This window comes from Limnohabitans sp. (assembly GCF_031539105.1).
Taxonomy (GTDB): domain Bacteria; phylum Pseudomonadota; class Gammaproteobacteria; order Burkholderiales; family Burkholderiaceae_C; genus Limnohabitans.
On the sequence record NZ_JAVKLM010000023.1, the window covers coordinates 49676 to 75439 of the forward strand.

The window sequence follows — 25764 nt, forward strand, 5'->3', positions numbered from 1 at the left end:
CTGATGACACACCCCACGCTTGCCGGTGCGCCCTTTGTGGCCACACAGAACAACGATTTGTATTTGGAAGGCGTGAAGCTGGCTGACCTCGCACACACACATGGCACGCCCTTGTTTGTGTACTCCAAAGCTGCCATGCTCAGCGCCCTCGCCGCTTACCAGCGCGGCTTTGCAGGACGCAAGGCGCGCATTTGCTACGCCATGAAAGCCAACTCGTCACTGGCTGTGCTGCAAGTGTTTGCACAAGCAGGCTGCGGTTTTGACATCGTGTCGGGCGGCGAACTCGACCGCGTGATCGCGGCAGGTGGTGATGTGTCGAAAGTCATTTTCTCTGGCGTGGGCAAAACACGCGCTGAAATGCGCAAGGCGTTGGAAGTAGGCATTGCTTGCTTTAACGTGGAGAGCGAAGCCGAACTTGAAGTGTTGAGCGACGTGGGCATCAGCATGGGCAAGCGTGCGCCCATCAGCATTCGCGTCAACCCCAACGTGGATGCCAAAACCCACCCTTACATTTCCACAGGCCTCAAAGGCAACAAGTTTGGTGTGGCGCACGAACGTGCCTTGGCCACTTACCAACGCGCAGCCAGTTTGCCTGGGCTTCAAGTGACCGGCATTGACTGCCACATCGGTTCGCAAATCACCGAGTCCACGCCTTACCTCGATGCAATGGACCGCGTATTGGACCTTGTGCAATCTATTGAGGCTGCAGGCATTGCCATTCACCACATCGACTTTGGCGGTGGCTTGGGCATCAACTACAACGGCGACACCCCGCCAGCTGCAGACGCACTCTGGGCGCAACTCTTGGCCAAGCTCGACGCACGCGGCTACGGCCAGCGCCAGCTGATGATTGAGCCAGGCCGCTCACTCGTGGGCAACGCGGGCGTGTGCTTGACCGAGGTGCTGTATTTAAAGCCTGGCGAGCAAAAAAACTTTTGCATCGTCGACGCTGCGATGAACGACTTGCCTCGCCCTGCAATGTACGAAGCATTCCATCAAATCGTGCCCGTGTCGGCTCGCACGGGTGAGACTGTGACATATGACGTGGTCGGCCCTGTGTGCGAGAGCGGCGACTGGCTAGGTCGTGACCGTCAACTTGCAGTGCAGTCGGGCGACTTGTTGGCCGTGCTCTCGACTGGTGCGTATTGCGTGGCGATGTCTAGCAACTACAACACGCGTGGGCGTGCGGCTGAAATTTTGGTGAACGGCACCCAGGCGCATGTGATTCGTCGTCGGGAGACGGTGGCGGATCAGATGGCTTGTGAGTCTTTGGTTCTTTAAGTTTTTGATTTCGTGGCGGTGCTTTCGCTCCGCCCCAACGAGCAGTCAGCGCCTGACATGGCTCCCATCGCTTCGCGACGAATGTCGCCAAGTCAGGCGCTGACTGCTCGCCGTGCTTCGGATTCTGCTCAAAGAGCAACTCCAAGCGCTAACCTGTTTGCGAACTCAACTCCGATGTGGCTACGGGTGTGCGGCCCCTGACGATTTCTGGTACTCCAGCATGAGGAAGGGGCCGCACACCCGTAGCCGCATCAGCGAGTAAAGCCAACCGAGCGCAACAACTGACGCCACACAGAAGAGTGAACAACTCGCCACGCGAGCAAAACAAACAACACCGAGGCGTAAACAAACACCTCAGCAAAGTTACTCTTCCCCGCCCGCATCCAAAAAAAGTGCAACACTGCCAGCACAGCCACCGCATACACAAGGCGATGCAACCACTGCCACCGCTTTGCCCCTAACCACCGAATAGCACGATTGGACGAGGTCAGGGCCAAAGGCGTGAGCAACACAAACGCAGTGAACCCCACCAAGATGAACGGACGCTTGGCAATATCGCTGGCGATATCGGTCCACTCAAACCCCATATCCAGCCAGCTGTAACAAAGCAAATGCAGCAGCACATAAAAGTAGGTGAACAAGCCCAACATGCGCCGCAAACGAAGCAACTCGGGCAAGCCAAACATCACACGCAAAGGCGTTACTGCCAACGTCATGCACAACAAGCGCAGCGTCCAATCACCTGTGGCGCGAATCAAATACTCAGCGGGGTTAGCGCCCAAGGTATCGCTAGCTGCGCCCAACACCAGCCATGCAAAGGGCAAGAGGCACAACAGCCACAGCACAAGTTTGGCTCTGCGGTGTTGCAGAGCTTGGCGCAAAGCGGCTTTCACCTCAATAAAACTTGCTCAGGTCCATGCCCGCATAGAGTTGGCCCACTTGGGCTTCGTAGCCGTTGAACATCAAGGTCTTGCGCTTCTTCGCAAACAAGCCATCTTCTCCAATGCGACGCTCGGTGGCTTGACTCCAGCGTGGGTGGCTCACGCTCGGGTTGACGTTGGAATAAAACCCATACTCTTGCGGTGCAGAGCGACCCCATGAGTTGATGGGTTGCTTTTCGACAAAGCGAATTTTTACCAAGCTCTTGGCGCTTTTAAAACCGTATTTCCAAGGTACCACCAAGCGAACGGGTGCACCGTTTTGATTGGGCAGCACTTCGCCGTACATGCCGAAGCTCAAGAGTGTCAGCGGGTGCATGGCCTCGTCCATGCGCAGACCTTCCACATACGGCCAATCGAGCACGCGCGAGCGCACACCAGGCATGGTTTTGGGATCGGCTTGGGTGATGAACTCAACATACTTGGCACTACCCAAAGGCTCTACGCGCTTGATGAGCTCGGCCAAGGAATAGCCCACCCACGGAATCACCATCGACCAGCCCTCGACGCAGCGTAAGCGGTAAATGCGCTCTTCCATGGGGCTGAGCTTGAGCAAGGCATCGAGGTCGAAGCGGCCCGGCTTTTTAACCAAGCCTTCAACTTCGACCGTCCACGGTTTGGCCTGCAAGGTGTGCGCATATTTGGCGGGGTCTGATTTGTCAGTGCCGAATTCGTAGAAGTTGTTGTAGCTGCTGGCGTCGGCGTATGTGGTGATTTTTTCCATGGTGTTGGCACCACTCACGCGGCTCACAGCGCCCGTTAACGGGGCTAACTTACCCGGACGCACCACGGCTTCGCTGGGTGTTTGTGCAAACGCTTCACGCGAGGCCCATGCTGCCATCGACAAACCCGCTGCGCCTGCGGCCATCTGCTTGAGCCAGTCGCGACGCTGGGCATAGGCTTGGTGTGGCGTGATCTCGCTGCTCAAAGGGTGCACAAAGCCCGAATCACTGCTTCTCGAAAATTGGTTGAATCGCACGAGAACTCCCCTTAAATTACAAATTTTTTGTATTGTGAGGCAAAGTCAATAACCCGCGCCCCACGCATCAAAAGAACGTGCATCAGACAACAAAAAAGCTGGCACGAGGCCAGCTTTTCAGTAGGAGCGTAGAGGCTCTGAATTAACGCAAGCCAGCCACGTAGTCGGCGACAGCCTTGATTTCGCGGTCATTCAATTTGGCAGCCACACCGCTCATTTGAGCGCTGTTGCCACGGCCAACGTTTTGGCCTGCGCCTTTGTTGCCGTGCTCACGGAAGGCATTCAACTGGGCCATGGTGTAGTCGGCGTGCTGACCCGCCAAACGTGGGTACTGAGCGGGGATGCCAGCGCCGGTCGGGCTATGGCAGCCTGCACAGGCAGCAATTTGACGCTCGGCCACGCCACCGCGGTAAATGCGCTCGCCCAACACGACCAAATCTTTTTCTTTGGCAAAGTTGGGTTTGGCTTCTTTGGAGCCCAACCATGCGGCCACGTTCTTCATGTCTGCATCCGACATGCCGGCAGCCATGCCGCTCATGATGGCGTTGGCACGTTTGCCAGATTTGAACTCTTGCAATTGCTTGACCAAGTAGTCTGGGTGCTGTTGTGCCAGCTTGGGGTATGCGGGTGCGCCTGAGTTGCCATCTGCACCGTGGCAAGACGCGCAAATTGCGGTGTAAGTGGCTTCACCTTTGGCCAAATCAGCCTTCACAGCAGGTGCTGCAGGCTCGGAGGCATTCGAAAGGACGGGGGCTACCAAGGCGGCAGCAAGGAGCAAAGAGGCGATCAGCTTCATATGTGTTCTTTGGTTAATGGTGTCTCAAAGACGTCGAAAAACTCCGGTGATTCTACAATGCCGTATGAACCAGCCTGACCCACATGACACCCCCGCCCAAATTGATACGCCTGAGGTGCCCGAAATCGCGGTCTTGAACGCTGAATTTGAAGCCCAACGCGAAGCCGAACGCGCTGCTGCCAAAGCAGCCTTCGAGCTCTTAAGCCCCGCCGACCAAGCCAAATACGCCATGGGATGGCTGCATACCGCGCGGTTTTTGACCACCGCGGCACAGCTGCACCACCTGCCCACCTACGACTTGCCAGAAATTGCATTTGTGGGCCGCTCTAACGCTGGCAAATCGACCTGCATCAACGTGCTGACCCAGCAAAAGCGCTTGGCCTATGCATCCAAAACGCCAGGCCGCACGCAACACATCAACTTGTTTGCCATGGGTCGCCACGGCAAGACGGACGCCGTGCTGGCCGACTTGCCCGGCTACGGCTACGCCGCTGTGCCCAAGCAAGACAAGATTCGTTGGCAGCAAGTGATGGCCAACTATTTGCTCACCCGCCCCAACTTGCATGCGGTGGTCCTGATGTGCGACCCACGCCACGGGTTGACTGAACTGGACGAAATTTTGCTAGACGTGATTCGTCCACGTGTGGCAGAAGGCATGAAGTTTTTGGTGTTGCTCACCAAGGCTGACAAACTCAACAAAACCGATGGCGCGAAGGCCTTGCAAATCACCAAACTGCAAGCTGGCGGCGGTGAAGTGCGCCTGTTCTCAGCGCTGAAAAAACAAGGTGTGGATGAAGTGGCCGCCACCTTGTACAAGTGGATGCACCCTTAATTCAGCAAACGCTTTAGTAAAGCTCAGGTGCGCCCGGTGGGCGTGTCTTGAAACGCTTGTGCACCCAAAAATATTGCGCAGGCATGGCGTTGATGAACACCTCTAAACGCTGATTCATCGTGGCCGTATCGGCCACGGCATCGTCCGTGGGAAAGTCGTTCCACGCCGGATGCACCACCACCTCGTAGCCCGCATCCGTCATACGCGTGACAACAGGCACCACGCGGGCGCGGCCCAATTTGGCAAAGCGCGACAGCGACGGCACGGTGGCAGCTGGCTCGCCGTAAAACGGCACAAAAATAGACTCCGTTGGGCCAAAGTTCATATCGGGCAACAGATACAGCAACTCGTTTTGACGCAGCGCGGCAACGATGGGCTTCACGCCATCTTCACGGCGAAACAATTGCACTTGGCCAAAGCGTTGACGCCCTTGGGCGACCCATGCATCCACCGCCGCATTGGACTGCGGTGTGAAGATGGTGGTGAAGTGCAAAGGCAAGTTCATGGTGAGCGCCGTCCACCCCACATCCAAACCCATGAAATGCGGTGCAAACAACACGGTGGGCGTAGGCTGCGCTAATGCAGCCACTTCGCCCGACAACTGCACGCGCGATTGAATGCAAGCCGCACTGCGGTGCCACAGCCAACTGCGGTCCAGCCATGCTTGGGCAAAGTACACAAAAGTTTGGCGTGTGAGCACATCACGCTCAGCATCGCTCAAGTGGGGAAAGCAAACCCGTAAATTGGTTTGCACCACGCGGCGACGCGAGGGAATGACCAGCAACAGCAAGGCGCCTAAGCCTGCGCCTAAAGCACGCAACCACGACAAGGGCAGATAACCCAAAACCCTCAACAGTAACAAGCCCAACATGCTGAACATGGCTTAGCCCTCTGCGCGCGGTTGTTTGTCGCGCGCGTAGCCCCATAGGTATTGGCCCGGAGCATTGCGCACCATGGCCTCGACGCCTCGGTTGACTGCAGCGGCAGCCACCTCTGGCAATGCCGTTGCGTCATTCATTTCAGGTGCGTCGAACGGGCGCATGTGCATGCAGAACCCTTGGCCTGCGGGCAAACGCTCGCACCACGTCAAAATCACTTGTGCACCCGTTTGCTGCGCCAGCTTGGCAAGCAAGGTCATGGTGTAAACATCGCGGCCAAAGAACGGCGCCCAAACCCCTTGACCGAGCGGCGGCACTTGGTCGGGCAAGATGGCCGTGTAGCCGCCGTTGCGCAGAGCGCGAATAAGGGTGCGGACACCTGCCAGTGAGGTGGGCGCTGAATCTAAATAGGGACGTGTGCGGGCGTTGGCTACCAAGGGCTCAAGCCATGCTTTACGTGCAGGACGAAACAAAGCCACCATGGGGCCATAGACAGGACCAAATTTTTCAGCAATCGCTTGCGCGCCAATTTCCCACGAACCCAAATGTGGCGACATGATGATGGCACCCTTACCTGCTTGCATGGCCGCTTCAAAATACTCAGCACCATCCCACTTCATCAAACCATCGAGCTTGGCACTGTGCGGTCGCATCCACACCCAAGGTAGCTCAGCCACCATCGCACCAATGGCTGCCACAGCCGGACGAGCATCACGCCAAGCCACGCCAGCCGCCTTCACGTTGGCTTGGAAGTTACGGCGATAACTAGGCGACAGCCACCACACCAACCAGCCCAGCACAGCACCCAACCGCTGCATCAAAGGCAGTGGCATGCGGGCTAGGAAATGGAAAATGCGCGTGACAGATGACATGAACTTTTTGCTAACTTTGATAAATCCATTAGAATTCTCATTGTCGCCGAGTTAAAGAACTACTTGCAGGGCGACAACATACTTCGGTGTGCAGGCTAAGAGCAATCTGGGCCACTCTGCTAAAGCGTTCGCTGGGCTCCAAGTTTTCAGGGTCGGCAACGCCGAACAACCCATTGAAAACAAGGAGCTTTTTTTATGTCCAGCAATTACCTCTTCACGTCTGAATCCGTTTCAGAAGGCCACCCAGACAAAGTGGCAGACCAAATCTCTGACGCGATTTTGGACGCCATCTTCGCGCAAGACCCACTCTCACGCGTGGCGGCCGAAACCCTGACCAACACCGGCTTGGTTGTGTTGGCTGGCGAGATCACCACCAACGCACATGTGGACTACATCCAAGTCGCACGTGACACCATCAAACGCATCGGTTACGACAACACCGACTACGGGATCGACTACAAAGGTTGCGCGGTCATGGTTTGCTACGACAAGCAATCCAACGATATCGCCCAAGGCGTGGACCACGCGTCTGACGACCACCTCAACATCGGCGCGGGCGACCAAGGCCTGATGTTTGGCTACGCTTGCAGCGAAACGCCAGAGCTGATGCCTGCACCTATCTACTACGCACACCGTTTGGTCGAGCGCCAAGCCCAGTTGCGCAAAGATGGCCGCTTGCCTTTCCTGCGCCCCGATGCCAAGAGCCAAGTGACCATGCGCTACGTGGACGGCAAGCCGCACAGCATCGACACCGTGGTGTTGTCCACCCAACACAGCCCTGACCAAAGCGAATCAGCCACCAAGATGAAGGCCAGCTTCAACGAAGCCATCATCGAAGAGCTGATCAAGCCCGTGCTGCCCAAAGAGTGGTTGCAAGACACCAAGTTTTTGATCAACCCCACAGGCCGTTTCGTCATCGGCGGCCCACAAGGCGATTGCGGTTTGACGGGCCGCAAGATCATTGTGGACACCTACGGCGGCGCTTGCCCGCACGGCGGTGGCGCATTCTCAGGCAAAGACCCATCCAAGGTGGACCGCTCTGCCGCTTACGCTGCACGCTACGTGGCCAAAAACATCGTGGCCGCTGGCTTGGCAACGAAGTGCCAAATTCAAGTGGCATATGCCATCGGTGTGGCACGCCCCATGAACATCACGGTGAACACCGAAGGCACGGGCGTGATCTCTGACGACCAAATCGCCGCGTTGGTCGCCGAGCACTTTGACCTGCGCCCCAAAGGCATCATCCAGATGCTCGACTTGTTGCGCCCGATCTACACCAAGACAGCGGCATACGGCCACTTTGGCCGTGAAGAGCCAGAGTTCACTTGGGAACGTACTGACAAGGCTGCTGCATTGAAGGCTGCTGCTGGCGTGAAGTAAACGCTTCTTCGTTTGTTTGACTGAAAGGGCCTCTTGTTTTGACGAGAGGCCCTTTTTGTTTGTTGGTTCGATTCTGGGGGGTGCGAGTTGGGGTAGGCAGACGCGGCTTACATCGCTTCGCGACGAATGGCGCCGCATCTGCCTACCCCAACCCGCATGTTGTTGTTCGAAAAAGTTCAAGCGAAAAAGAATTTCGACTTAGCTAAGCACGCCCGTAGAAGCTTGGGTGGCGCACCCCAATAAGGCGCCATTCGTCGCGCAGCGATGTAAGCCGTTTGGGGTGCGCCACCCAAGCTTCGCCTTAGCCAAAAACGCACAAACCTAAGAACGAAGCGACGACGAAAGCTGAATCAACCCTCAGACGACTGCTGCAACGCCCACATCTGCGCATACCGTCCATTCATCGCCAACAAGGCAACATGTGACCCGCGTTCCACGATGTGCCCCGCATCCAACACCAAAATTTCATGCGCATCCACCACGGTAGATAAACGATGCGCAATCACCAAGGTGGTCTTGTTCTGCGCAGCGTTTTGCAGCTCCGTCTGAATCGCACGCTCATTGGCACTATCAAGAGCCGAAGTCGCCTCATCAAAAATCACAATCGGCGGGTTCTTGAGCAAGGTGCGGGCGATGGCCACGCGTTGCTTCTCTCCACCCGAGAGCTTCAAGCCGCGCTCACCCACCATCGTGTCGTAGCCCTTGGGCGTGGCAGAAATGAAGTCGTGGATATGCGCAGCTTTGGCAGCTTGCTCCACTTCGGTCTCGGTCGCATCCGTGCGGCCATAGGCGATGTTGTAGCGCACGGTGTCGTTGAAGAGCACAGTGTCTTGCGGCACGATGCCCATCGCACGGCGCACGCTGCCTTGTGTGACTTGGCGAATGTCTTGGCCGTCGATGGTGATCGCGCCACTACCTACGTCGTAAAAGCGGAACAGCAAACGGGCCAGCGTGGACTTTCCAGAGCCCGAAGGTCCCACCACGGCCACCGTTTTGCCAGCAGGAATTTCAAAGCTGATGCCATGCAAGATAGGCCGCGCAACCTCATACGCAAACACCACCGACTCAAACTTCACCGTGGGCGAACCCTCCAGCTGCAAGCTAGGTGCGTTTGGCTCATCCGCTACTTCGCGCTCTTTCTCCAACAGGGTGAACATGCGATCCAAGTCGGTCAGGCTTTGTTTGATCTCGCGGTACAACACCCCCAAAAAGTTCAGAGGAATGTAGAGCTGAATCATGAAGGCGTTGATCATCACCAAATCGCCCAAAGTCATGCGTCCCTCGACCACGCCTTGCGTGGCACGCCACAGCATGCCCACCAAGGCGACAGCAATGATGAGCTGCTGGCCGGTGTTGAGCAACGACAAAGACGTTTGCGCTTTCAAGCGCGCACGGCGCAAAGCCTCTAAGCTTTTGTCATAGCGCGCAGCTTCGAAGGCTTCGTTGTTGAAGTACTTCACTGTCTCGTAATTGAGCAACGAGTCCACGGCTTTGGTGTGCGCTGCTGAGTCAAATTCGTTGGCTTGGCGGCGGTACTGCGTGCGCCATTCAGTCACACTGATGGTGAACACGATGTACAGCGCCAACGCCACCAGTGTGATACCTGCAAACCACACATCAAACTTCACCGCCAAGATACTGAGCACCATGGCCACTTCAATCAAGGTGGGGACCACGCTGTAAAGCGAATACGAAATGAGCGACTCAATGCCGCGCACGCCCCGCTCAATATCGCGCGTCATGCCACCGGTTTGGCGCTCTAAGTGAAAACGCAAGCTCAGGCCATGCAAATGCTGGAAGGTTTCTAGCGCAATTTGCCTCGCTGCCCCCTGAGTGGCCTTGGCAAACACCAACTCACGCAGCTCGGTGAACGCCGACACCGACAAACGCAGCACGCCGTAGACCACCAACAAAGATACAGGCACCACGATGACGGCCATCGGGTCGTTGGGCTTGAACGACATGGCATCGATCAACTCTTTGAGCAGCAAAGGCACACTCACGTTGGCCACTTTGGCGCCAATCATGAAACTCAAAGCGGCAACCACACGCCACTTGTATTGCCACAAATACGGAAAGAGGCGCCTTAGCGTTTCGCTGTCAGGGCGTTGTTTAGCTGGCTGCCCAGCAAGGGTAGGCGCAGAAGAGTGGGCGTGATGACGCATATTGCACAATGCCAAAAAGTAATTCTTCGATTGTGCCTATGTCTACCTCTTCAAACCCTCACGCCGTCCCCTTACCCACTGACCAAGAGTTGGTGTTGAAGGTGATCCCCATGCCTGCTGATTGCAACCAAAACGGTGACATCTTTGGTGGCTGGGTGATGGCTCAGGTGGACTTGGCGGGCGCCGTCTTGCCGGCGCGTTATGTGCGCGGGCGCATGGCCACCGTCGCAGTGAACGAGTTCATCTTCAAACACCCCGTGAAAGTGGGCGACATTTTGAGTTTTTTCTCACGCGTGCAGCGCATTGGCAACACATCGATCAGCGTCAAGGTAGAAGTATTTGCCGAGCGTTTCAGCTCGCAGGGTGAGTACATGAAAGTGACCGAGGCCACCCTGACCTACGTGGCCATTGATGAAACGGGTAAGCCCCGCATCATCCCCAAAGACTGATCCTAGGAAACGATGTAGGCCCCAGTGCCTGTGGACATCAGCGTGCCATCAGGCCCGCGAAACTCCATGCGCGACGTACCCACACGCGTACCCACACGCAAAGCGTGGGCGTGGATGGTGAAGTGCTCGCCAATACCAGGGCGCAAATAATCCACCCGCAAATCAATCGTGCCGAGCTTGGCGAAGCGCTCTAAGCGCTCAGTGGGTGTTTCTTTCATGTGCTTGGCGGCCAAGCAAGCCATCACGGCCGCACTGCCAATGGCATCGAGCACAGCGCTGATGACGCCGCCATGAATGCGGTTGTAAGCGTAGTGCCCCACCAAGTCGGGGCGCATGTCAATGCGAGCCACCACTTCGTCGGGCGTCACGCTCACAATCTTCAAACCGAGCAATTTGTTGAAAACAATTTTATCTTCGTAGATGTCGCGAAAGCTGCTCAAGTACTCAGGTTCAAACACCACAGTACTGGCCACGCTCGTGTTGGCAATCGTTGGCGACATCGGCTGGATCTTTCGTTCAGAGAATCAAAGCTTAGAGAAATCAGGCTTGCGTTTTTCCATGAATGCACCAAACGCCTCTTTGGCGGCGGGCTCGGTCAACATACGGCCAAACGATGCGGCTTCTTCATTCATTTGTTTTTGCACCAGTGCGGCTTGGCCGGCTTTCATCAAACGCTTGGTTTCCAGCAGTGACGACAACGGCTTGGCCGCCAGCTTGCGCGCTTGCACCTGCACATAGCTGTTCACTTCTGTGGGCGGCAACACGCGGTTGACCAAACCAATTTCCAAAGCGGCTTCAGCCATGAACGGCTCACCCAACAGCAGCGCTTCAGCGGCACGGTGGTAACCCATCATTTGAGGGGCCAGTAAGCTAGATGCAGCTTCTGGGCACACACCGAGGTTGACAAACGGCATGGCAAACGCCGCGTTGTCGCCCGCATAAACCAAATCGCAATGAAACAACAGCGTGGTGCCAATACCGACGGCAGGGCCTGCCACGGCCGCCAAGACGGGTTTGGGGAACGCCGCAATGTTGCGCAACAAACGGAACACCGGCGCATCTGGCGTGGAAGGCGGGTTGTTCAAGAAGTCGGCAATGTCGTTGCCCGCACAAAACACGGCTTCGTGCCCTTGGAACACCAGTACACGCACATTGGCATCATGCTCAGCTTGCGCCACAGCGTCTGCCAAAGCGGTGTACATCGCCGCAGTGAGTGAGTTCTTTTTATCAACGCGGTTGAAGGTCAGGGTCATCACACCGGCGTCGATGTGACTCAAAATTTCTGTCATAAATTTCCTGGTTACTGTGCACGCAACCAAGTTTGCGTGCGGAAGAAAGGACCAATGTAGCCGCGTACTTGTAATTTCTTGCCACCTTCTTGCGGCACCATTTTGACGGTGTATTCCTTGCCGTTTTCTGGGTCCAAAATTTTTCCACCGTTGGCCCACAGGTTTTCACCTGAACTGTCAGGCTTCACGCCACGCACGATTTCCATGCCGATGATGACTTGGCCCTTGCGGTCGTCTTTGCAATCGTCACAGGTCTTTTTAGCATTGGGGTCATTGCGCAGCGACTTGGTCACACGTCCGCTGAGCGCGCCGTCTTTATCCACGATTTGGATTTCGGCTTTGGCCTCACCCGTTTTATCGTCAATCGAATGCCAAGTGCCTACAGGCGTCATTTGGGCAAAGCTGCTACCCGCAGCCAACAGGGCCAAGCCCACGAGGGTTTTGAAAAAGTATGTGTGTGTCATGGTTTGAATTTACCCGAACTAAATAACGATGCAACTCAGGCAAACACGGCCTCTGTCTCCATCAGCACAGCAGCGCCAGCTCGTGCGGTGAGCATGAGCGACGCTGTCTCTGGGAACAACTTGGCAAAGTAAAAGCGTGCGGTTTGCAACTTGGCTTGGTAGAACGGATCGCGGTTGCCTTCTGCAATTTTTTGCAACGCCACTTTGGCCATGCGCGCCCAGAAGTAGCCAAACACCAAGTGGCCCGCCACGCGCAGGTAATCCACGGCGGCTGCGCCCACCTCGTCGGCGTTTTCCAAGGCTTTGTAGCCAATCTCGCCCGTGAACTGCGTCATCTGTTGACCCAGCTTGGCCAGTGGGTTGATGAACTCAGCCATATCGTCGTCGCCTTGCGCTTCAGCCACCAGATCGGCAATGTGCTTGCCAAACTTCTTGAGTGATGCGCCTTGGTTGCCTAACACTTTGCGACCCAACAAGTCCAAGCTTTGGATGGTGTTGGTGCCTTCATAAATCATGTTGATGCGGGCGTCGCGCACATATTGCTCCATGCCCCATTCGCGAATGAAGCCGTGGCCACCAAACACTTGCATGCACGACGAAGTCGCTGTCCACGCGTTGTCGGTGATGAAGGCTTTCACAATGGGCGTGAGCAAAGCCACTTGCTCGGCTGACTCGGCACGCACCCCTTCATCAGGGTGGTTCAACTCACGGTCAATCAGCAAAGCGCAGTGCAGCGCCAACGCACGACCACCTTCGGCATAGGCCTTAGCTGTCAGCAACATCTTGCGCACATCGGGATGCACCAATATGCTGTCGGCGGGTTTGCTGGGGTCTTTGGCGCCCGTCAAGCTGCGCGATTGAATACGGTCCTTGGCATAGGCCACCGCGTTTTGATACGCCACCTCAGTCAAGCCCAGCGACTGCATGCCCACACCGATGCGTGCCGCATTCATCATCACGAACATCGCGGCCAAGCCTTTGTTGGGCTGACCCACCATCGTGCCCACCGCGCCGTCCAACACCATCTGCGCGGTGGCGTTGCCGTGGATGCCCATCTTGTGCTCTAGGCCACCACAGTAAATGCCGTTGCGTTCACCTACGCTGCCATCGGCATTGACGTGGAACTTGGGCACCACAAACAAGCTGATGCCTTTGCTGCCCGCAGGCGCATCGGGCAAACGTGCCAACACCAAATGCACGATGTTGCTCACCATGTCGTGCTCGCCCGCGCTGATGAAAATTTTGTTGCCTGTGATGCGGTAGGTGCCGTCGGCTTGCGACTCGGCCTTGGTGCGCAACAGTCCCAGATCGGTGCCGCAATGCGGTTCGGTCAAACACATGGTGCCTGTCCATTCGCCACTGGTGAGCTTGGGTAAGTACAACGCTTTTTGTGCGTCCGTGCCATGTGCATGCAGCGCTTCGTACGCGCCGTGCGTGAGGCCTGGGTACATGGTCCACGCTTGGTTGGCACTGTTGAGCATTTCATAAAAACACTGATTCACCACCACAGGCAAGCCTTGGCCGCCGTACTCAGGATCAGCACTGAGGGCTGGCCAGCCACCTTGCACATATTGGTCATACGCAGCTTTAAAGCCATCGGGAGTTTTGACTTCGTGCGTGTCACGGTTGAGCGTGCAACCTTGTTCATCGCCGATTTGATTGAGAGGGAAAATCACCTCAGACGCAAACTTGCCCCCCTCCTCCAACACGGCGGCAATGGTGTCGGCATCGATATCGACGTGCTTGGGCATTTGCTTGAGATCATCAGTGACGTGCAACACGTCGTGCAGTACAAAGTGCATGTCACGCAGAGGTGGGTTGTAGCTAGGCATGGTTGTGTCTCCTTACTTTTTGGTTGAGGTGGTGCGCTTGGCGCTTGTTTGAATGACGGGTGCAACATCGCTTGCGCCATAGCGCTGCAAGATGTTTTCAAATCCTTTGAGGGTGCGCGCCAGCGATTTGGAAGAACGCAAGAAACGCGCTTCGTATTGCAAAGCCAAGATGAGGCCGTGCAACTCAAACACCATTTGCTCGGCATCCATGTCAGCGGCGAAGTGGCCTTCTTCACGTGATTGCACCACCGTGCGATGCACTGCAGCAAGCCAAGTTTTGACCGAACTGGCCAGTGCGTCGCGCACGGGGCCGGGACGGTCGTCAAACTCAGCCGCGCCACTGATGTAGAGACAACCTGAATCAATCTCGGCCGAGGTGCGCTTGGTCCAGTTGGCAAACAGTTGACGCAAACGTGGCAGGCCGCGCTCGACTTGCAAAATGGGCAAAAACACTTCAGCTTCAAAGCGCAGGTGGTATTCACGCACCACCGAAATTTGCAGTTCTTCACGTGAACCAAAGTGCGCAAACACGCCCGACTTGCTCATGCGGGCCACCTCGGCCAACGCGCCGATGCTCAAACCCTCTAAGCCAATTTGCGTGGCCAAACCCAAAGCAGCATCCACAATGGCGGCTTTGGTTTGTTGGCCTTTTTGCAGTGCCTTGGTTTCGTTGGCTGCAGTTTTTCGTGTGGCGGTCATGCGGGGCTTTTGGATAAAACTCTAGAAAAGAACGGTCGTGCTATTTTGCACGATTTTTGAATCTTTAAACTAGGCGCCTATGCAAGCCACCCGAATTCTCGCCATCCGCCACGGGGAAACCCTGTGGAATGTGGACACCCGCATTCAAGGTCACATCAACATTGACCTGAACGAAACGGGCCGCTGGCAGGCCGAACGTGTGGGCCACGCCTTGGCTGAAGAGCCCATTGACGCCATTTACAGCAGCGACTTACGCCGTGCGTTTGAAACCGCGCAAGCCATTGCCTCGGCGCCTGCTCGCTTGTCTGCACGCACACCGACTCCTGGACAAGTGACCCCGCATTTACAGCTGCGCGAACGCCACTTTGGTCATTTGCAAGGCAAAACTTGGGCCGAGATAGAAAACGAACATCCCGAAGAATGCAAACTTTGGCGCGGACGCGACCCGCACTGGGCACCGATGGGCGGCGAGTCACTGACGGTTTTGCGCGAACGTATCAGCACCTGCGTGAATGAGTTAGCCAGCCAACACCTTGGCGAACAAATTGTGTTGGTCGCACATGGCGGCGTGATGGACGCTCTGTATCGCTTGGCCACCCAGCAATCGGTAGAAGCACCGCGCACTTGGCACTTGGGCAATGCCGCCATCAACCGCTTGCTGTGGACGCCTCAGGGCTTGAGCCTCGTGGGCTGGGGTGATGTGTCGCACTTTGACGAGGCGAATGGCGCGCCCCGCGACGAGACCACCACTTAATCTGTGGTGATGTCGCCAATCGACTTGGGCGGCGTCACACCCAAGTGGCGATATGCCGCCAGGGTGGCCATGCGGCCACGCGGCGTGCGTTGCAAGAAACCTTGCTGAATCAAATACGGCTCAATCACGTCTTCAATCGTGTCGCGCTCTTCGCCGATGCTGGCAGCGATGTTGTCCAGACCCACGGGGCCGCCATCAAAGCGGTGAATCACAGCCTCGAGCAGCTTGCGGTCCATCAAGTCAAAGCCTTGGGGATCCACATCGAGCATGGCCAGCGCCTTGTTGGCCATCTCGAGGGTGATGCGGCCATTGCCCTTCACATCGGCATAGTCGCGCACACGCCGCAACAAGCGGTTGGCGATGCGCGGCGTGCCGCGTGAGCGGCGCGCGATCTCAAAGCCGCCTTCCACATCCATCGGTGTGTCCAGCAATCCTGCGCTGCGCACCACGATGCGTTGCAGCTCTTCTGCGGTGTAAAACTCTAGGCGCGACACAATGCCAAAGCGATCACGCAGTGGGTTGGTCAACATGCCCGCGCGAGTGGTGGCCCCCACCAAGGTGAAAGGCTGCAAGTCGAGTTTGATGCTGCGAGCCGCAGGGCCTTCACCAATCATGATGTCGATTTGGTAGTCCTCTAACGCGGGATACAAAATCTCTTCCACCACGGGCGAGAGACGGTGAATCTCGTCGATGAACAACACGTCGTTTTTCTCAAGACCCGTCAATAGCGCAGCCAAGTCTTTGGGCTTTTCGAGCACAGGACCGCTGGTGGAACGCAGGTTCACACCCAGCTCTTGCGCAATGATGTGACTGAGTGTGGTTTTGCCCAAACCGGGTGGTCCAAACAGCAGCACATGGTCGAGCGCCTCGTTGCGCATCTTGGCCGCACCAATGAAAATCTCCAACTGCTCACGCACCTTCATTTGACCCACGTACTCTTGCAGCAGCTTGGGGCGCAAGGCGCGTTCAATCGCCTCTTCGTTGGGCGACACGGGCGCGGCAGACACCACGCGCGATGGCACGGGTGAAGGCGCGAAATCGTCGGTTTGAATGCTCATGGTTTATTTGGCCAATGATTTCAGCGCCAGCTTGATGCCGTCGCTCACGCCCACATCGGCGGGCAAGGCTTTGAGCGCTGCTGCGGCTTCTTTGTCGTTGTAGCCCAGTGCGAGCAGGGCTTGCAAAATGTCGCTTTGGTGGTCAGGCGTGGAAAACAGATGGGGGCCGAGGTCTGCACCCAGTTTGCCTTTGAGTTCGAGCAGCAAACGCTCCGCCGTTTTCTTGCCAATACCCGGCACTTTGGTGAGGCGTGCCGCGTTTTGATCAGACACCGCACGCGCCAACTCGTCGGCACTCAAGCCACTCAAGATGCCAAGCGCCATGCGGGGGCCAACGCCTGAGATTTTGATGAGCAAGCGAAACGTGGCACGTTCTGACGCAGTGCCAAAACCAAACAAAATTTGCGCATCTTCGCGCACCACGAAGTGCGTCAGCAAGGACACTTTTTCGCCATTGGCAGGCAAGTTGTAAAACGTGCTCATGGGCACATCGACTTCGTAGCCCACGCCGTTGCAGTCCACCAAAACTTGGGGTGGATTTTTCTCGCTGAGGATGCCTGTTAACTTGCCTATCATTGGTGTACCTTTTGAGAGATTATCGACTTGATTCTTCGCCACACCTTCACCCCGCATAACAACACCCGTCTGTCGCATTTGTGCGGCCCCACCGACGAACATCTGCGCACCATCGAGCTAGCCTTAGACGTGAAAATCGCCCACCGCCACGAGCAGTTCAAAGTGGACGGCCACAAGGCCAAAGCCACCCGTGCCATGGAGGTGCTGCAAGCCTTGTATGAGCGTGCGGCCAAAGCCATCCCGCCCGAACAAGTGCAACTCATGCTGGCCGGCGACAGCGCGATGGAGGAAGACGCTCCCACGTTGCAGACCCGCCGCACCGACCTGCGTGCACGCACGCCCACGCAAGCGGCCTACTTAGACAACATTGCCGCGCACGACATCAGCTTTGGCATTGGCCCCGCAGGCACAGGCAAAACCTATTTGGCCGTAGCCTGTGCGGTGGATGCGCTGGAGCGCAGCGCTGTGCAACGCATTGTGCTCACTCGCCCAGCGGTGGAAGCTGGCGAAAAACTCGGCTTCTTACCCGGCGATTTAGGCCAAAAAGTAGACCCCTATTTGCGCCCCCTTTATGACGCGCTGTATGACCTGATGGGTTATGACCGCGTGCAAAAAGCGTTCGAACGCAATGCGATTGAAATTGCGCCACTCGCCTTCATGCGTGGCCGCACACTCAACAACGCCTTCATCATCTTGGACGAAGCGCAAAACACCACGCCCGAACAAATGAAGATGTTCCTCACCCGCATTGGCTTTGGCGCCAAAGCGGTGGTCACAGGGGATGTGAGCCAGATTGACTTGCCTAAGGGACAGCTCAGCGGCTTGATTGATGCCGAACGCGTGTTGAAACGCGTCAAGGGCATTTCGGTCACGCGCTTCACCACGGCTGACGTGGTGCGCCACCCCTTGGTGGCTCGCATCGTCGACGCGTATGACGCGCAGCGCAGCGCCACCACCGGCGCCCCTTCACGCAAACAATCGTAAAAACATGGCACTGCCCACCCTAGACCTCACCCTGCAATTTGGCGATGTCCCCCTTGCCGCGCGTCACCGCGCTGCATTGCCCCGCGCTTTTGTAAACCGTTGCATTCGCAGCGCCTTGGCACGCGATGCTGAGATGACCGTGCGCATCGTCGATGCCGATGAAGGCCAAGCCTTGAACAGCAGCTATCGCAAGAAAAACTACGCCACCAATGTGCTGACGTTTGATTACGCCCAGGCTCCGATGGTGATGGCCGACCTCGTGTTGTGCGCACCCGTGGTGGCAGCGGAGGCCAAAGAGCAAGGCAAGTCGCTACAGGCGCACTACGCCCATTTGCTGATTCATGGCGCGTTGCACGCCCAAGGCTATGACCACGACACCTCTGAAGCAGATGCCATCGAGATGGAAACCTTAGAGATGTTCATCATGGCAAGCCTTGAGTTGCCCTGCCCGTATTAACGACCTAAGCCATCCTCCAATAATCGCACCTTCACCGTCTTGCCTTTGACGCGACCCGCGCTCAAACGCTTGACGGCTTCACGTGCAATGCTGCGCTCCACTGCCACATAGGTGGAAAACTCGTTCACGTTGATCTTTCCCACTTGCTCTTTGGTGAAGCCTGCGTCACCCGTGAGTGCGCCCAACACATCGCCTGCACGAATCTTCTCTTTACGACCGCCCACAATCTGCAGCGTCGCCATCGGCGGCTGCAAGATGCCACCTGCAGCGGGCGTGAGGCTGCTGAGTGGTGCCCAGGTGGACTCGCGGTTTTGCAAGAGCTCAATCTTGCCCACATTGCCCATCTCGTCCATGCTGGCGAGTGACAAGGCCAAACCTTCGGCGTCACCCCGGCCTGTGCGGCCAATGCGGTGGATATGAATTTCCGAATCGGGCGTCACGTCCACATTGATGACAGCCTCTAAGTTGGCCACATCCAAACCACGCGCGGCCACATCCGTAGCCACCAACACCGAGCAACTGCGGTTGGCAAACTGCACCAACACTTGGTCACGCTCGCGTTGCTCCAGCTCGCCAAACAGCGCCAAGGCGCTGAAACCTTGGGCTTGCAGCACGGTCACCAAATCGCGGCATTGTTGTTTGGTGTTGCAAAACGCCAATGTGGATTCAGGGCGGAAGTGGTTGAGCAGTTGCGACACCGCGTGCAAACGTTCGTTGTTACTCACCTCGTAAAAAATCTGTTTGATCTTTTGCGCGTCGTGCTGCGCTTGCACCTTCACCGTTTGCGGCTCGCGCATGAACTGCGAGGCGAGCTTGGCAATACCTTCGGGATACGTGGCCGAGAACAACAAGGTTTGGCGATCCTTTGGGCACTGACGCGCCACTTTGGCAATGTCGTCAAAAAAGCCCATATCCAGCATGCGGTCGGCTTCGTCCAGCACCAACATCTTCAAGCCTTGCAGGCTGAGCGAGCCGCGCTCTAAATGGTCCATGATGCGGCCGGGCGTGCCCACCACCACATGGGCACCGTGCTCCAAGCTCACAGTTTGGCCACGCAAGGCCACACCGCCGCACAGCGTGACCACTTTGATGTTGCCTACCGCGCGGGCTAAGCGACGAATTTCTTGCGTCACTTGGTCGGCCAATTCGCGGGTTGGACAAAGAATCATGGCTTGCGCGTCAAAGAGCGCAGGGTCGAGTTTTTCAACCAAGGGAATGCCAAAGGCAGCCGTCTTGCCGCTGCCCGTGCTAGCTTGGGCAATCAGGTCACGGCCCGCCAAAGTCAGGGGCAAGCTTGCGGCTTGGATGGGGGTCATCTGGGTGTAGCCCAGCTGCGTCAAGTTATCTAATGAAGAGGCCGCGAGGCTCAGGGAAGCAAAGGTCGTAGCGGTATTTTTTGTATCGGTCATGCACCGATTATCGTGATTGGGATGGTCACAGGGCCATCGTTCACCAAATGAACTTTCATGTCTGCACCAAAGATGCCCGTTTGCACCAGTGGATGCTGCGCTTTGGCTTGCGCCACAAACCAGTCATACAAGCGGCGACCTTCGTCGGCCGGCGCTGCGCTGGTAAAGCTGGGGCGCGTGCCACTGCTGGTATCGGCCGCCAAAGTGAATTGGCTCACCACCAACAAGCCGCCATTCACATCCACCACGCTGCGGTTCATTTTGCCCGCGTCGTCATAGAACACGCGCAGCTTCAAGATTTTGTCGAGCATCTTTTGGCCCACCGCGTCGGTGTCACCTTTTTCGGCGCACAACAGCACCATGAGACCTTGCGCAATCTCACCCACGGTTTGGTCATCGACCACCACACGGGCTTCGCTCACACGTTGCAAGACCACTTTCATGCCATCACGCGGTCAACGTCACACGCGCAAATTTGCGCTTGCCCACTTGCACGACAAACGTGCCCGCATCGAGTTTCAATCCTTTGTCACTGACCACACTGGAGTCCACCCGCACACCGCCGCCTTCGATTAAACGGTTGGCTTCGCTGCTAGAAGGCGCCAAGCCTGCGGCTTTGAGCAATGCACCAATACCCATGGGGGCGCCACTGAGTGACAGCTCTGGGATTTCATCGGGCACACCGCCCTTGCTGCGGTTGATGAAGTCTTGTTCTGCCGCTTCGGCCGCTGCAGCACCGTGAAAGCGTGCGGTGACTTCTTTGGCCAAGGCCACCTTGGCGTCTTTGGGGTTGCGACCACCTTCGATTTCTTTTTTCAAGGCCTCAATGTCAGCCATCGATTTGAACGACAGCAAGGTGTACCAGCGCCACATGAGCACATCAGAGATAGACAACACTTTGGCAAACATAGTGTTAGGTTCTTCGCTGATGCCGATGTAGTTGTTCTTGGACTTGGACATTTTTTCAACGCCATCCAAACCTTCGAGCAGCGGCATGGTCAAGATGCACTGGGCTTCTTGGCCGTATTCGGCTTGCAAATGGCGGCCCATGAGCAGGTTGAATTTTTGGTCGGTACCGCCCAACTCCAAATCAGACTTCAACGCCACCGAGTCGTAGCCCTGCATGAGCGGGTACAAAAACTCGTGCACGCTGATGGGCGTGTTGGCATGAAAGCGGTCATGAAAGTCGTTGCGCTCCATCATGCGTGCCACGGTGTACTTCGATGCCAACTGAATCATGCCCATCGAGCCCAGCGGAATGCACCACTCGCTGTTGTAGCGAATTTCGGTTTTAGCGGGGTCGAGCACCAATGAGGCTTGCTTGTAATACGTCTCGGCGTTCACCTTGATTTGCTCAGGCGTGAGCGGCGGGCGTGTGCTGTTGCGACCCGATGGGTCGCCAATCAAGCTGGTGAAGTCGCCAATCAAAAAGATGACTTGGTGCCCCAAGTCTTGCAGCTGACGCATTTTGTTGAGCACCACGGTGTGGCCGATGTGAATGTCAGGCGCTGTGGGGTCTAGGCCCAGTTTGATGCGCAGCGGTTGGCCTGTGGCTTCGGAACGTGCGAGCTTTTTCACCCACGCGTCTTCTGGGATCAGTTCTTCGCAGCCGCGCTTGGTCACAGACAAGGCTTCGAGGACGCGGTCAGTCACTGGATGAGCGACGGAGGAATTTTGTGCAGGTGCTTGATTCATAAGGATTTTTTCCGTCCAAGGTATACTTGACGGTTTGGTGTTTGAGCCTGATTTTAGAGGCCCAAACCTTGAGGCCCTGGGCTCGTACCTGGCCATCTACCAACTGCTGGAGATCAACCCTTGCAGACATCGTTTTCTTTGTGGGTCTCGCGCCTGCAAAACAGCCTTCACACCTATCACCGCCGAGTATTGGCGGGTGTGGCGCTGACGCTCACGGTTCTTGGGGGTGGTGCGTTTGCGGTGGCCAACTTGGATGATGGCGCTTCCAAACTTCCCATGCGCCAATTGGTGGAAAGCGTCAACACCTTGACGCTGCCCAACTTGTGGACACAAAAATCTTTGCAACTGTTTCGCTCGGACGTCACCCGCTCTAGTGACTCGGCCGACAGTTTGCTATCACGCTTGGGCTTGAGCGACCCCGAAGCCGCAGCCTACTTGCGTCACGCACGCACAGCACGCCAATTTGTAGGCCGTGCTGGCCGTTTGGTGAACGTGGAGGGCGATGCAGGTCATCGACTCACACGCCTGACCGCCCGCTGGGCCAACGACGATGGAGAGACCTTCACCCGCTGGGTGATGGAACGCAACGCCGAAGGTTTTGTGGAACGCCAAGAAACTGCCGCACTCACCACCAGCACACGCATGGGCAACGGCACGATTCAAAGCTCTCTGTTTGCAGCCACCGACGAAGCAGATATTCCCGACAGCGTGGCCAGCCAGTTGGCTGACATCTTTGCAGGCGACATCGACTTTCACCGCGCCCTGCGCAAGGGCGACCGCTTTGCGGTGGTGTATGAATCGCTCGAAGCCGATGGCGAAGTGCTGCGTACAGGCCGCGTGATCTCGGCTGAATTTGTGAACAACGGCAAAACACACCAAGCGTTTTGGTTCAAAGAAACCAATGCCAAAGAAGGCGGCTACTTCAACGCCGACGGCATCAGCCTGCGTCGCGCTTACCTGGCCTCGCCCCTCGCTTTCTCGCGCATGACCAGCGGTTTCAAAATGCGCTTTCATCCGATCTTGCAAACTTGGCGCGCCCATTTGGGCGTGGACTATGCGGCTCCCACTGGCACGCCCGTACGTAGCGTGGGCCAAGGCATTGTGGATGTAGCGGGTTCGCAAGGCGGCTTTGGCAATGTAGTGATGGTGAAGCACGCCAGCGGACAAACCACGGTATACGCCCACCTGAGCCGCATCAACGTCAAGCGCGGCCAGTCGGTCATGCAAGGCCAAACACTGGGCTTGGTCGGCTCAACCGGATGGGCGACAGGACCACATTTGCACTTTGAATTTCGCGTGAATGGTCAACACAAAGACCCACTCACCATGGCCCGTCAAAGCGTGGCGGTCGAAGTGTCAGCCACCGCGCGCGAGCAGTTCAAGCGCCAAGCAGCTATCGCGACGGTAGACCTGACTGCGGCAGCTAGCAGCCAAGTGAGCCGCGCAGAGTAAATGACAACTGCAGGCACCTCATCCCAGCTTTTCATTGGCTTGATGTCGGGCACCTCGCTCGACGGTGTAGACGGTGTGTTGGCAGATTTCAGTGGCGCTCAGCCACGCGTGTTGGCGCACCACGCCATACCTTTTGATCAAGCCCTCAAACAAGAGCTGCTGGCCCTCAACACTTCGTCTGACAACGAGCTGCATCGCGCTGCGCTAGCGGCTAACGGCTTAGTGCGTGTGTATGCGCAAACCGTGCAAGCACTGTTGGCCAACACGCAAACGCCTGCCAGCGCCGTCTGCGCCATCGGCGCACACGGCCAAACCGTACGCCACCGTCCAGGCGCGTTTGACGGCACGGGCTACACGCTGCAACTCAACAACCCTGCGTTACTGGCCGAGCTCACAGGCATTGACGTGGTGGCTGATTTCCGCAGCCGCGACGTGGCCGCAGGTGGCCAAGGTGCGCCATTGGTGCCCGTGTTTCACCAAGGCATCTTTGGTCAAACCGACCACACCGTGGGCGTACTGAACCTTGGCGGCATTGCCAACCTCAGCGTGCTGTACGCCAACGGCGATGTCTTGGGCTTTGATTGCGGCCCGGGTAACGCATTGCTAGACCACTGGTGCCAAGCGCACACCGGCCATGCGTTTGATAACAACGGCGCGTGGGGCGCAACTGGCTCAGCGATTGAGCCTTTGCTGCAAGCCATGCTGGCGGAGCCTTTTCTGCTTCAAGCGCCGCCCAAAAGCACCGGGCGTGACTTGTTCCACCCTACTTGGTTAGCACAGCAACTCAGCGGATACGTCAACGCCGCAGCGGCAGATGTGCAAGCCACGCTGACCCAGTTCACCGCACGCGCGTGCGTGAATGATGTGCTACGCCACGCTGCTGATGCAGCTGAACTCATCGTTTGCGGCGGTGGCGCATTGAATGGTTTGTTGATGCAACGCTTGCAGGCGGGCTTGCCTCATGTGCGCGTACTGTCTTCGGCAGACCGTGGCATGCCTCCCCTTCAAGTAGAAGCAGCCGCCTTTGCGTGGCTGGCCCGCCAAACCATGTTGGGGCGGCCTGGCAACCTACCAAAAGTAACGGGCGCACAAGGCGCCCGCATACTGGGTGGCGTTTTTAAGGCCTGATCAGGCTGAGAAAGACGAGCCGCAGCCGCAAGTCGATGTCGCGTTTGGGTTCTTGATGACGAACTGAGCGCCTTGCAAGTCTTCTTTGTAGTCAATCTCGGCGCCCACCAAGTATTGGTAGCTCATCGCGTCAACCAACAAAGACACACCGTTTTTGTTGATGGTGGTGTCATCTTCATTCACGATTTCATCGAACGTGAAACCGTATTGAAAGCCTGAGCAGCCGCCGCCTTGCACGAATACGCGCAGCTTCAACTCAGGGTTGCCTTCTTCCGCAATCAGGTCAGCCACTTTGGCAGCTGCGCTGTCGGTGAAGACGAAAGGGGATGGCATTTCTGTTTGGATGTTTTCTGCAACGGCGCTCATGTGAGGACTCCTGAATCAATGCGTAAAAGTATATCGCTTTACTCGGGTATAGCGCCAGGCATGGGCTAGAGACGCTGTTTGTAACATGGGCATTCCCACATCAAAACGCCCAATAAAAAAGCCGCAAGGGCGAACCCATGCGGCTTTTGGCAAAACAGAAAGCGGATTAACGCTTGCTGAACTGCTTGCGGCGGCGAGCAGAGTGCAAGCCAACCTTTTTACGTTCGACTTCACGCGCATCGCGTGTCACGTAACCGGCTTGTGACAGGACGGGTTTCAAAGCTGCGTCGTAGTCGATCAAAGCGCGGGTAATACCGTGACGCACTGCACCTGCTTGGCCAGACTCACCACCGCCGTGCACGTTGACTTGAATGTCAAACGCTTCGCCGTTGTTGGTCAGCATCAAGGGTTGCTTCGAAATCATGATCGAGGTTTGACGGCCGAAATATGCGGCGATGTCTTTACCGTTGATCGTGATTTTGCCGGAGCCTTTTTTCAGAAACACGCGAGCGACGCTTGATTTGCGACGGCCGGTGCCGTTGTTCCATTCACCAATCATTTCAGCTCCTTAGATGTCCAGCACTTTAGGCTGTTGTGCGGTGTGTGGGTGCTCAGCACCGCCGTACACCTTGAGCTTTTTGATCATGGCGTAGCCGAGTGGGCCTTTAGGCAACATGCCTTTGACGGCCTTCTCGAATGCGCGGCCAGGGTGCTTGGCTTGCATGTCACGGAAGTTGGTAGCTGTGATACCGCCGGGATAACCCGAGTGACGGTAGTACACCTTGTCCAAAGACTTGGTACCCGTGACCTTGAGTTTGGAAGCGTTGATGATGACGATGAAGTCACCTGTATCGACGTGGGGTGTGTAAATGGCTTTGTGTTTGCCGCGTAAACGGAGAGCAACTTCGCTGGCTACTCGTCCGAGCACCTTATCGGTGGCGTCAATCACAAACCACTCATGCACCACGTCAGCGGGTTTTGCGCTGAATGTAGACATAGTTAAATCCTAAAAGGAGAGTTGGTTTGTAGGG

At 56.6% G+C, this 25764-nt stretch carries 28 protein-coding genes; 9 read left to right on the forward strand and 19 right to left on the reverse strand.

Annotated features, from left to right (window positions below; translation table 11 throughout):
• Positions 1–3 precede the first annotated feature (3 nt).
• Complete coding sequence (lysA, locus tag RMR24_RS07135) at positions 4–1281, forward strand: diaminopimelate decarboxylase (RefSeq protein ID WP_310614388.1); 1278 nt, start codon at positions 4–6, stop codon at positions 1279–1281.
• A 251-nt stretch (positions 1282–1532) separates the two neighbouring features.
• Here lysA and RMR24_RS07140 read toward each other — a convergent pair whose 3' ends face one another.
• The 3 genes from RMR24_RS07140 to RMR24_RS07150 form a co-directional block, all read right to left on the reverse strand.
• Complete coding sequence (locus RMR24_RS07140; RefSeq protein ID WP_405023318.1) at positions 1533–2162, reverse strand: sulfite oxidase heme-binding subunit YedZ; 630 nt, start codon at positions 2160–2162, stop codon at positions 1533–1535.
• 13 nt (positions 2163–2175) lie between these two features.
• On the reverse strand, positions 2176–3198 hold the full coding sequence (gene msrP / locus RMR24_RS07145) for a protein-methionine-sulfoxide reductase catalytic subunit MsrP (RefSeq protein ID WP_310614390.1): 1023 nt from the start codon (positions 3196–3198) through the stop codon (positions 2176–2178).
• A 142-nt stretch (positions 3199–3340) separates the two neighbouring features.
• The gene (locus tag RMR24_RS07150) at positions 3341–3994 is read right to left on the reverse strand and encodes a c-type cytochrome (protein WP_310614391.1); all 654 of its coding nucleotides are present in this window, start codon (positions 3992–3994) and stop codon (positions 3341–3343) included.
• 229 nt (positions 3995–4223) lie between these two features.
• Here RMR24_RS07150 and yihA point away from each other — a divergent pair, with 229 nt between their 5' ends.
• Positions 4224–4826: a ribosome biogenesis GTP-binding protein YihA/YsxC gene (yihA, locus tag RMR24_RS07155; RefSeq protein ID WP_310614416.1), complete on the forward strand. Its 603-nt coding sequence runs from the start codon at positions 4224–4226 to the stop codon at positions 4824–4826.
• 13 nt (positions 4827–4839) lie between these two features.
• Here yihA and RMR24_RS07160 read toward each other — a convergent pair whose 3' ends face one another.
• Both RMR24_RS07160 and RMR24_RS07165 read right to left on the reverse strand, forming a co-directional pair.
• The gene (locus RMR24_RS07160; protein ID WP_310614392.1) at positions 4840–5706 is read right to left on the reverse strand and encodes a lysophospholipid acyltransferase family protein; all 867 of its coding nucleotides are present in this window, start codon (positions 5704–5706) and stop codon (positions 4840–4842) included.
• Positions 5707–5709: 3 nt separating this feature from the next.
• A complete protein-coding gene (locus RMR24_RS07165) occupies positions 5710–6576 on the reverse strand; it encodes a lysophospholipid acyltransferase family protein (protein WP_310614393.1) in 867 nt (288 codons plus the stop codon).
• A gap of 195 nt (positions 6577–6771) precedes the next feature.
• Here RMR24_RS07165 and metK point away from each other — a divergent pair, with 195 nt between their 5' ends.
• Entirely contained in the window at positions 6772–7956 is a 1185-nt protein-coding gene (gene metK / locus RMR24_RS07170; protein WP_310614394.1) for a methionine adenosyltransferase, read from the forward strand.
• 350 nt (positions 7957–8306) lie between these two features.
• On the opposite strand, the gene RMR24_RS07175 is transcribed toward metK, so the two are convergent.
• Entirely contained in the window at positions 8307–10121 is a 1815-nt protein-coding gene (locus RMR24_RS07175) for an ABC transporter ATP-binding protein/permease (protein ID WP_310614395.1), read from the reverse strand.
• Positions 10122–10159: 38 nt separating this feature from the next.
• Between RMR24_RS07175 and RMR24_RS07180 the strand changes: the two genes are divergently transcribed.
• Positions 10160–10570 carry an acyl-CoA thioesterase gene (locus RMR24_RS07180; RefSeq protein ID WP_310614396.1) on the forward strand — a complete coding sequence of 137 codons (411 nt, stop codon included), beginning with the start codon at positions 10160–10162 and terminating at the stop codon, positions 10568–10570.
• A 2-nt stretch (positions 10571–10572) separates the two neighbouring features.
• On the opposite strand, the gene RMR24_RS07185 is transcribed toward RMR24_RS07180, so the two are convergent.
• The 5 genes from RMR24_RS07185 to RMR24_RS07205 are packed head-to-tail and all read right to left on the reverse strand — an operon-like array spanning position 10573 to position 14854.
• Positions 10573–11070: a thioesterase family protein gene (locus tag RMR24_RS07185; RefSeq protein WP_310614397.1), complete on the reverse strand. Its 498-nt coding sequence runs from the start codon at positions 11068–11070 to the stop codon at positions 10573–10575.
• A 24-nt stretch (positions 11071–11094) separates the two neighbouring features.
• Positions 11095–11859, reverse strand: coding sequence for an enoyl-CoA hydratase (locus RMR24_RS07190; RefSeq protein ID WP_310614398.1), 765 nt, complete (start codon positions 11857–11859; stop codon positions 11095–11097).
• Positions 11860–11870: 11 nt separating this feature from the next.
• The gene (locus tag RMR24_RS07195) at positions 11871–12323 is read right to left on the reverse strand and encodes a DUF2147 domain-containing protein (protein WP_310614399.1); all 453 of its coding nucleotides are present in this window, start codon (positions 12321–12323) and stop codon (positions 11871–11873) included.
• 35 nt (positions 12324–12358) lie between these two features.
• The gene (locus RMR24_RS07200; RefSeq protein ID WP_310614400.1) at positions 12359–14155 is read right to left on the reverse strand and encodes an acyl-CoA dehydrogenase C-terminal domain-containing protein; all 1797 of its coding nucleotides are present in this window, start codon (positions 14153–14155) and stop codon (positions 12359–12361) included.
• Between the two features lie 12 nt (positions 14156–14167).
• Positions 14168–14854, reverse strand: coding sequence for a TetR/AcrR family transcriptional regulator (locus tag RMR24_RS07205; protein ID WP_310614401.1), 687 nt, complete (start codon positions 14852–14854; stop codon positions 14168–14170).
• Positions 14855–14933: 79 nt separating this feature from the next.
• On the opposite strand from RMR24_RS07205, the gene RMR24_RS07210 reads away from it, so the two are divergent.
• Positions 14934–15608 (forward strand): histidine phosphatase family protein, encoded by a 675-nt coding sequence (locus RMR24_RS07210; protein WP_310614402.1) that lies wholly within the window; start codon positions 14934–14936, stop codon positions 15606–15608.
• Here the strand turns inward: RMR24_RS07210 and ruvB are convergent.
• Positions 15605–16666: a Holliday junction branch migration DNA helicase RuvB gene (gene ruvB, locus RMR24_RS07215; RefSeq protein ID WP_310614403.1), complete on the reverse strand. Its 1062-nt coding sequence runs from the start codon at positions 16664–16666 to the stop codon at positions 15605–15607. The two genes, RMR24_RS07210 and ruvB, sit on opposite strands and share 4 nt — an antisense overlap.
• Before the next feature lie 3 nt (positions 16667–16669).
• Positions 16670–17242, reverse strand: coding sequence for a Holliday junction branch migration protein RuvA (gene ruvA / locus RMR24_RS07220; protein ID WP_310614404.1), 573 nt, complete (start codon positions 17240–17242; stop codon positions 16670–16672).
• 27 nt (positions 17243–17269) lie between these two features.
• On the opposite strand from ruvA, the gene RMR24_RS07225 reads away from it, so the two are divergent.
• A complete protein-coding gene (locus RMR24_RS07225) occupies positions 17270–18226 on the forward strand; it encodes a PhoH family protein (protein WP_310614405.1) in 957 nt (318 codons plus the stop codon).
• A 4-nt stretch (positions 18227–18230) separates the two neighbouring features.
• Entirely contained in the window at positions 18231–18683 is a 453-nt protein-coding gene (gene ybeY, locus RMR24_RS07230; protein ID WP_310614406.1) for an rRNA maturation RNase YbeY, read from the forward strand.
• Here ybeY and dbpA read toward each other — a convergent pair.
• From dbpA to tyrS, 3 genes are read right to left on the reverse strand one after another with little or no spacing between them, the layout of a single operon-like run.
• The gene (gene dbpA, locus RMR24_RS07235) at positions 18680–20092 is read right to left on the reverse strand and encodes an ATP-dependent RNA helicase DbpA (RefSeq protein WP_310614407.1); all 1413 of its coding nucleotides are present in this window, start codon (positions 20090–20092) and stop codon (positions 18680–18682) included. The genes ybeY and dbpA overlap by 4 nt on opposite strands.
• A complete protein-coding gene (dtd, locus tag RMR24_RS07240) occupies positions 20089–20535 on the reverse strand; it encodes a D-aminoacyl-tRNA deacylase (protein ID WP_310614408.1) in 447 nt (148 codons plus the stop codon). Before dtd ends, dbpA begins: the two co-directional genes overlap by 4 nt.
• 4 nt (positions 20536–20539) lie before the next feature.
• Positions 20540–21787 carry a tyrosine--tRNA ligase gene (gene tyrS, locus RMR24_RS07245; RefSeq protein WP_310614409.1) on the reverse strand — a complete coding sequence of 416 codons (1248 nt, stop codon included), beginning with the start codon at positions 21785–21787 and terminating at the stop codon, positions 20540–20542.
• 120 nt (positions 21788–21907) lie between these two features.
• Here tyrS and RMR24_RS07250 point away from each other — a divergent pair, with 120 nt between their 5' ends.
• Positions 21908–23239 carry a M23 family metallopeptidase gene (locus tag RMR24_RS07250; protein WP_310614410.1) on the forward strand — a complete coding sequence of 444 codons (1332 nt, stop codon included), beginning with the start codon at positions 21908–21910 and terminating at the stop codon, positions 23237–23239.
• Positions 23240–24367 (forward strand): anhydro-N-acetylmuramic acid kinase, encoded by a 1128-nt coding sequence (locus tag RMR24_RS07255; protein ID WP_310614411.1) that lies wholly within the window; start codon positions 23240–23242, stop codon positions 24365–24367.
• On the opposite strand, the gene erpA is transcribed toward RMR24_RS07255, so the two are convergent.
• The 3 genes from erpA to rplM form a co-directional block, all read right to left on the reverse strand.
• Positions 24368–24733, reverse strand: coding sequence for an iron-sulfur cluster insertion protein ErpA (erpA, locus tag RMR24_RS07260; protein ID WP_108358382.1), 366 nt, complete (start codon positions 24731–24733; stop codon positions 24368–24370).
• Between the two features lie 166 nt (positions 24734–24899).
• Positions 24900–25292, reverse strand: coding sequence for a 30S ribosomal protein S9 (gene rpsI, locus RMR24_RS07265; RefSeq protein WP_104797055.1), 393 nt, complete (start codon positions 25290–25292; stop codon positions 24900–24902).
• Positions 25293–25301: 9 nt separating this feature from the next.
• Positions 25302–25730 carry a 50S ribosomal protein L13 gene (gene rplM, locus RMR24_RS07270; RefSeq protein WP_100131731.1) on the reverse strand — a complete coding sequence of 143 codons (429 nt, stop codon included), beginning with the start codon at positions 25728–25730 and terminating at the stop codon, positions 25302–25304.
• Positions 25731–25764: the final 34 nt, after the last annotated feature.

Coding starts and splice junctions, on each gene's coding strand:
- dbpA (WP_310614407.1), bottom strand. CDS start 20,092: ATGACCGATACAAAAAATACCGCTACGACCTTTGCTTCCCTGAGCCTC.
- RMR24_RS07205 (WP_310614401.1), bottom strand. CDS start 14,854: ATGACCGCCACACGAAAAACTGCAGCCAACGAAACCAAGGCACTGCAA.
- RMR24_RS07195 (WP_310614399.1), bottom strand. CDS start 12,323: ATGACACACACATACTTTTTCAAAACCCTCGTGGGCTTGGCCCTGTTG.
- RMR24_RS07165 (WP_310614393.1), bottom strand. CDS start 6,576: ATGTCATCTGTCACGCGCATTTTCCATTTCCTAGCCCGCATGCCACTG.
- erpA (WP_108358382.1), bottom strand. CDS start 24,733: ATGAGCGCCGTTGCAGAAAACATCCAAACAGAAATGCCATCCCCTTTC.
- ybeY (WP_310614406.1), top strand. CDS start 18,231: ATGGCACTGCCCACCCTAGACCTCACCCTGCAATTTGGCGATGTCCCC.
- RMR24_RS07185 (WP_310614397.1), bottom strand. CDS start 11,070: ATGTCGCCAACGATTGCCAACACGAGCGTGGCCAGTACTGTGGTGTTT.
- RMR24_RS07175 (WP_310614395.1), bottom strand. CDS start 10,121: ATGCGTCATCACGCCCACTCTTCTGCGCCTACCCTTGCTGGGCAGCCA.
- RMR24_RS07200 (WP_310614400.1), bottom strand. CDS start 14,155: ATGCCTAGCTACAACCCACCTCTGCGTGACATGCACTTTGTACTGCAC.
- RMR24_RS07180 (WP_310614396.1), top strand. CDS start 10,160: ATGTCTACCTCTTCAAACCCTCACGCCGTCCCCTTACCCACTGACCAA.
- ruvA (WP_310614404.1), bottom strand. CDS start 17,242: ATGATAGGCAAGTTAACAGGCATCCTCAGCGAGAAAAATCCACCCCAA.
- ruvB (WP_310614403.1), bottom strand. CDS start 16,666: ATGAGCATTCAAACCGACGATTTCGCGCCTTCACCCGTGCCATCGCGC.
- RMR24_RS07210 (WP_310614402.1), top strand. CDS start 14,934: ATGCAAGCCACCCGAATTCTCGCCATCCGCCACGGGGAAACCCTGTGG.
- RMR24_RS07255 (WP_310614411.1), top strand. CDS start 23,240: ATGACAACTGCAGGCACCTCATCCCAGCTTTTCATTGGCTTGATGTCG.
- tyrS (WP_310614409.1), bottom strand. CDS start 21,787: ATGAATCAAGCACCTGCACAAAATTCCTCCGTCGCTCATCCAGTGACT.
- RMR24_RS07150 (WP_310614391.1), bottom strand. CDS start 3,994: ATGAAGCTGATCGCCTCTTTGCTCCTTGCTGCCGCCTTGGTAGCCCCC.
- dtd (WP_310614408.1), bottom strand. CDS start 20,535: ATGAAAGTGGTCTTGCAACGTGTGAGCGAAGCCCGTGTGGTGGTCGAT.
- rplM (WP_100131731.1), bottom strand. CDS start 25,730: ATGTCTACATTCAGCGCAAAACCCGCTGACGTGGTGCATGAGTGGTTT.
- RMR24_RS07190 (WP_310614398.1), bottom strand. CDS start 11,859: ATGACAGAAATTTTGAGTCACATCGACGCCGGTGTGATGACCCTGACC.
- rpsI (WP_104797055.1), bottom strand. CDS start 25,292: ATGATTGGTGAATGGAACAACGGCACCGGCCGTCGCAAATCAAGCGTC.
- metK (WP_310614394.1), top strand. CDS start 6,772: ATGTCCAGCAATTACCTCTTCACGTCTGAATCCGTTTCAGAAGGCCAC.
- lysA (WP_310614388.1), top strand. CDS start 4: ATGACACACCCCACGCTTGCCGGTGCGCCCTTTGTGGCCACACAGAAC.
- yihA (WP_310614416.1), top strand. CDS start 4,224: ATGGGATGGCTGCATACCGCGCGGTTTTTGACCACCGCGGCACAGCTG.
- RMR24_RS07160 (WP_310614392.1), bottom strand. CDS start 5,706: ATGTTCAGCATGTTGGGCTTGTTACTGTTGAGGGTTTTGGGTTATCTG.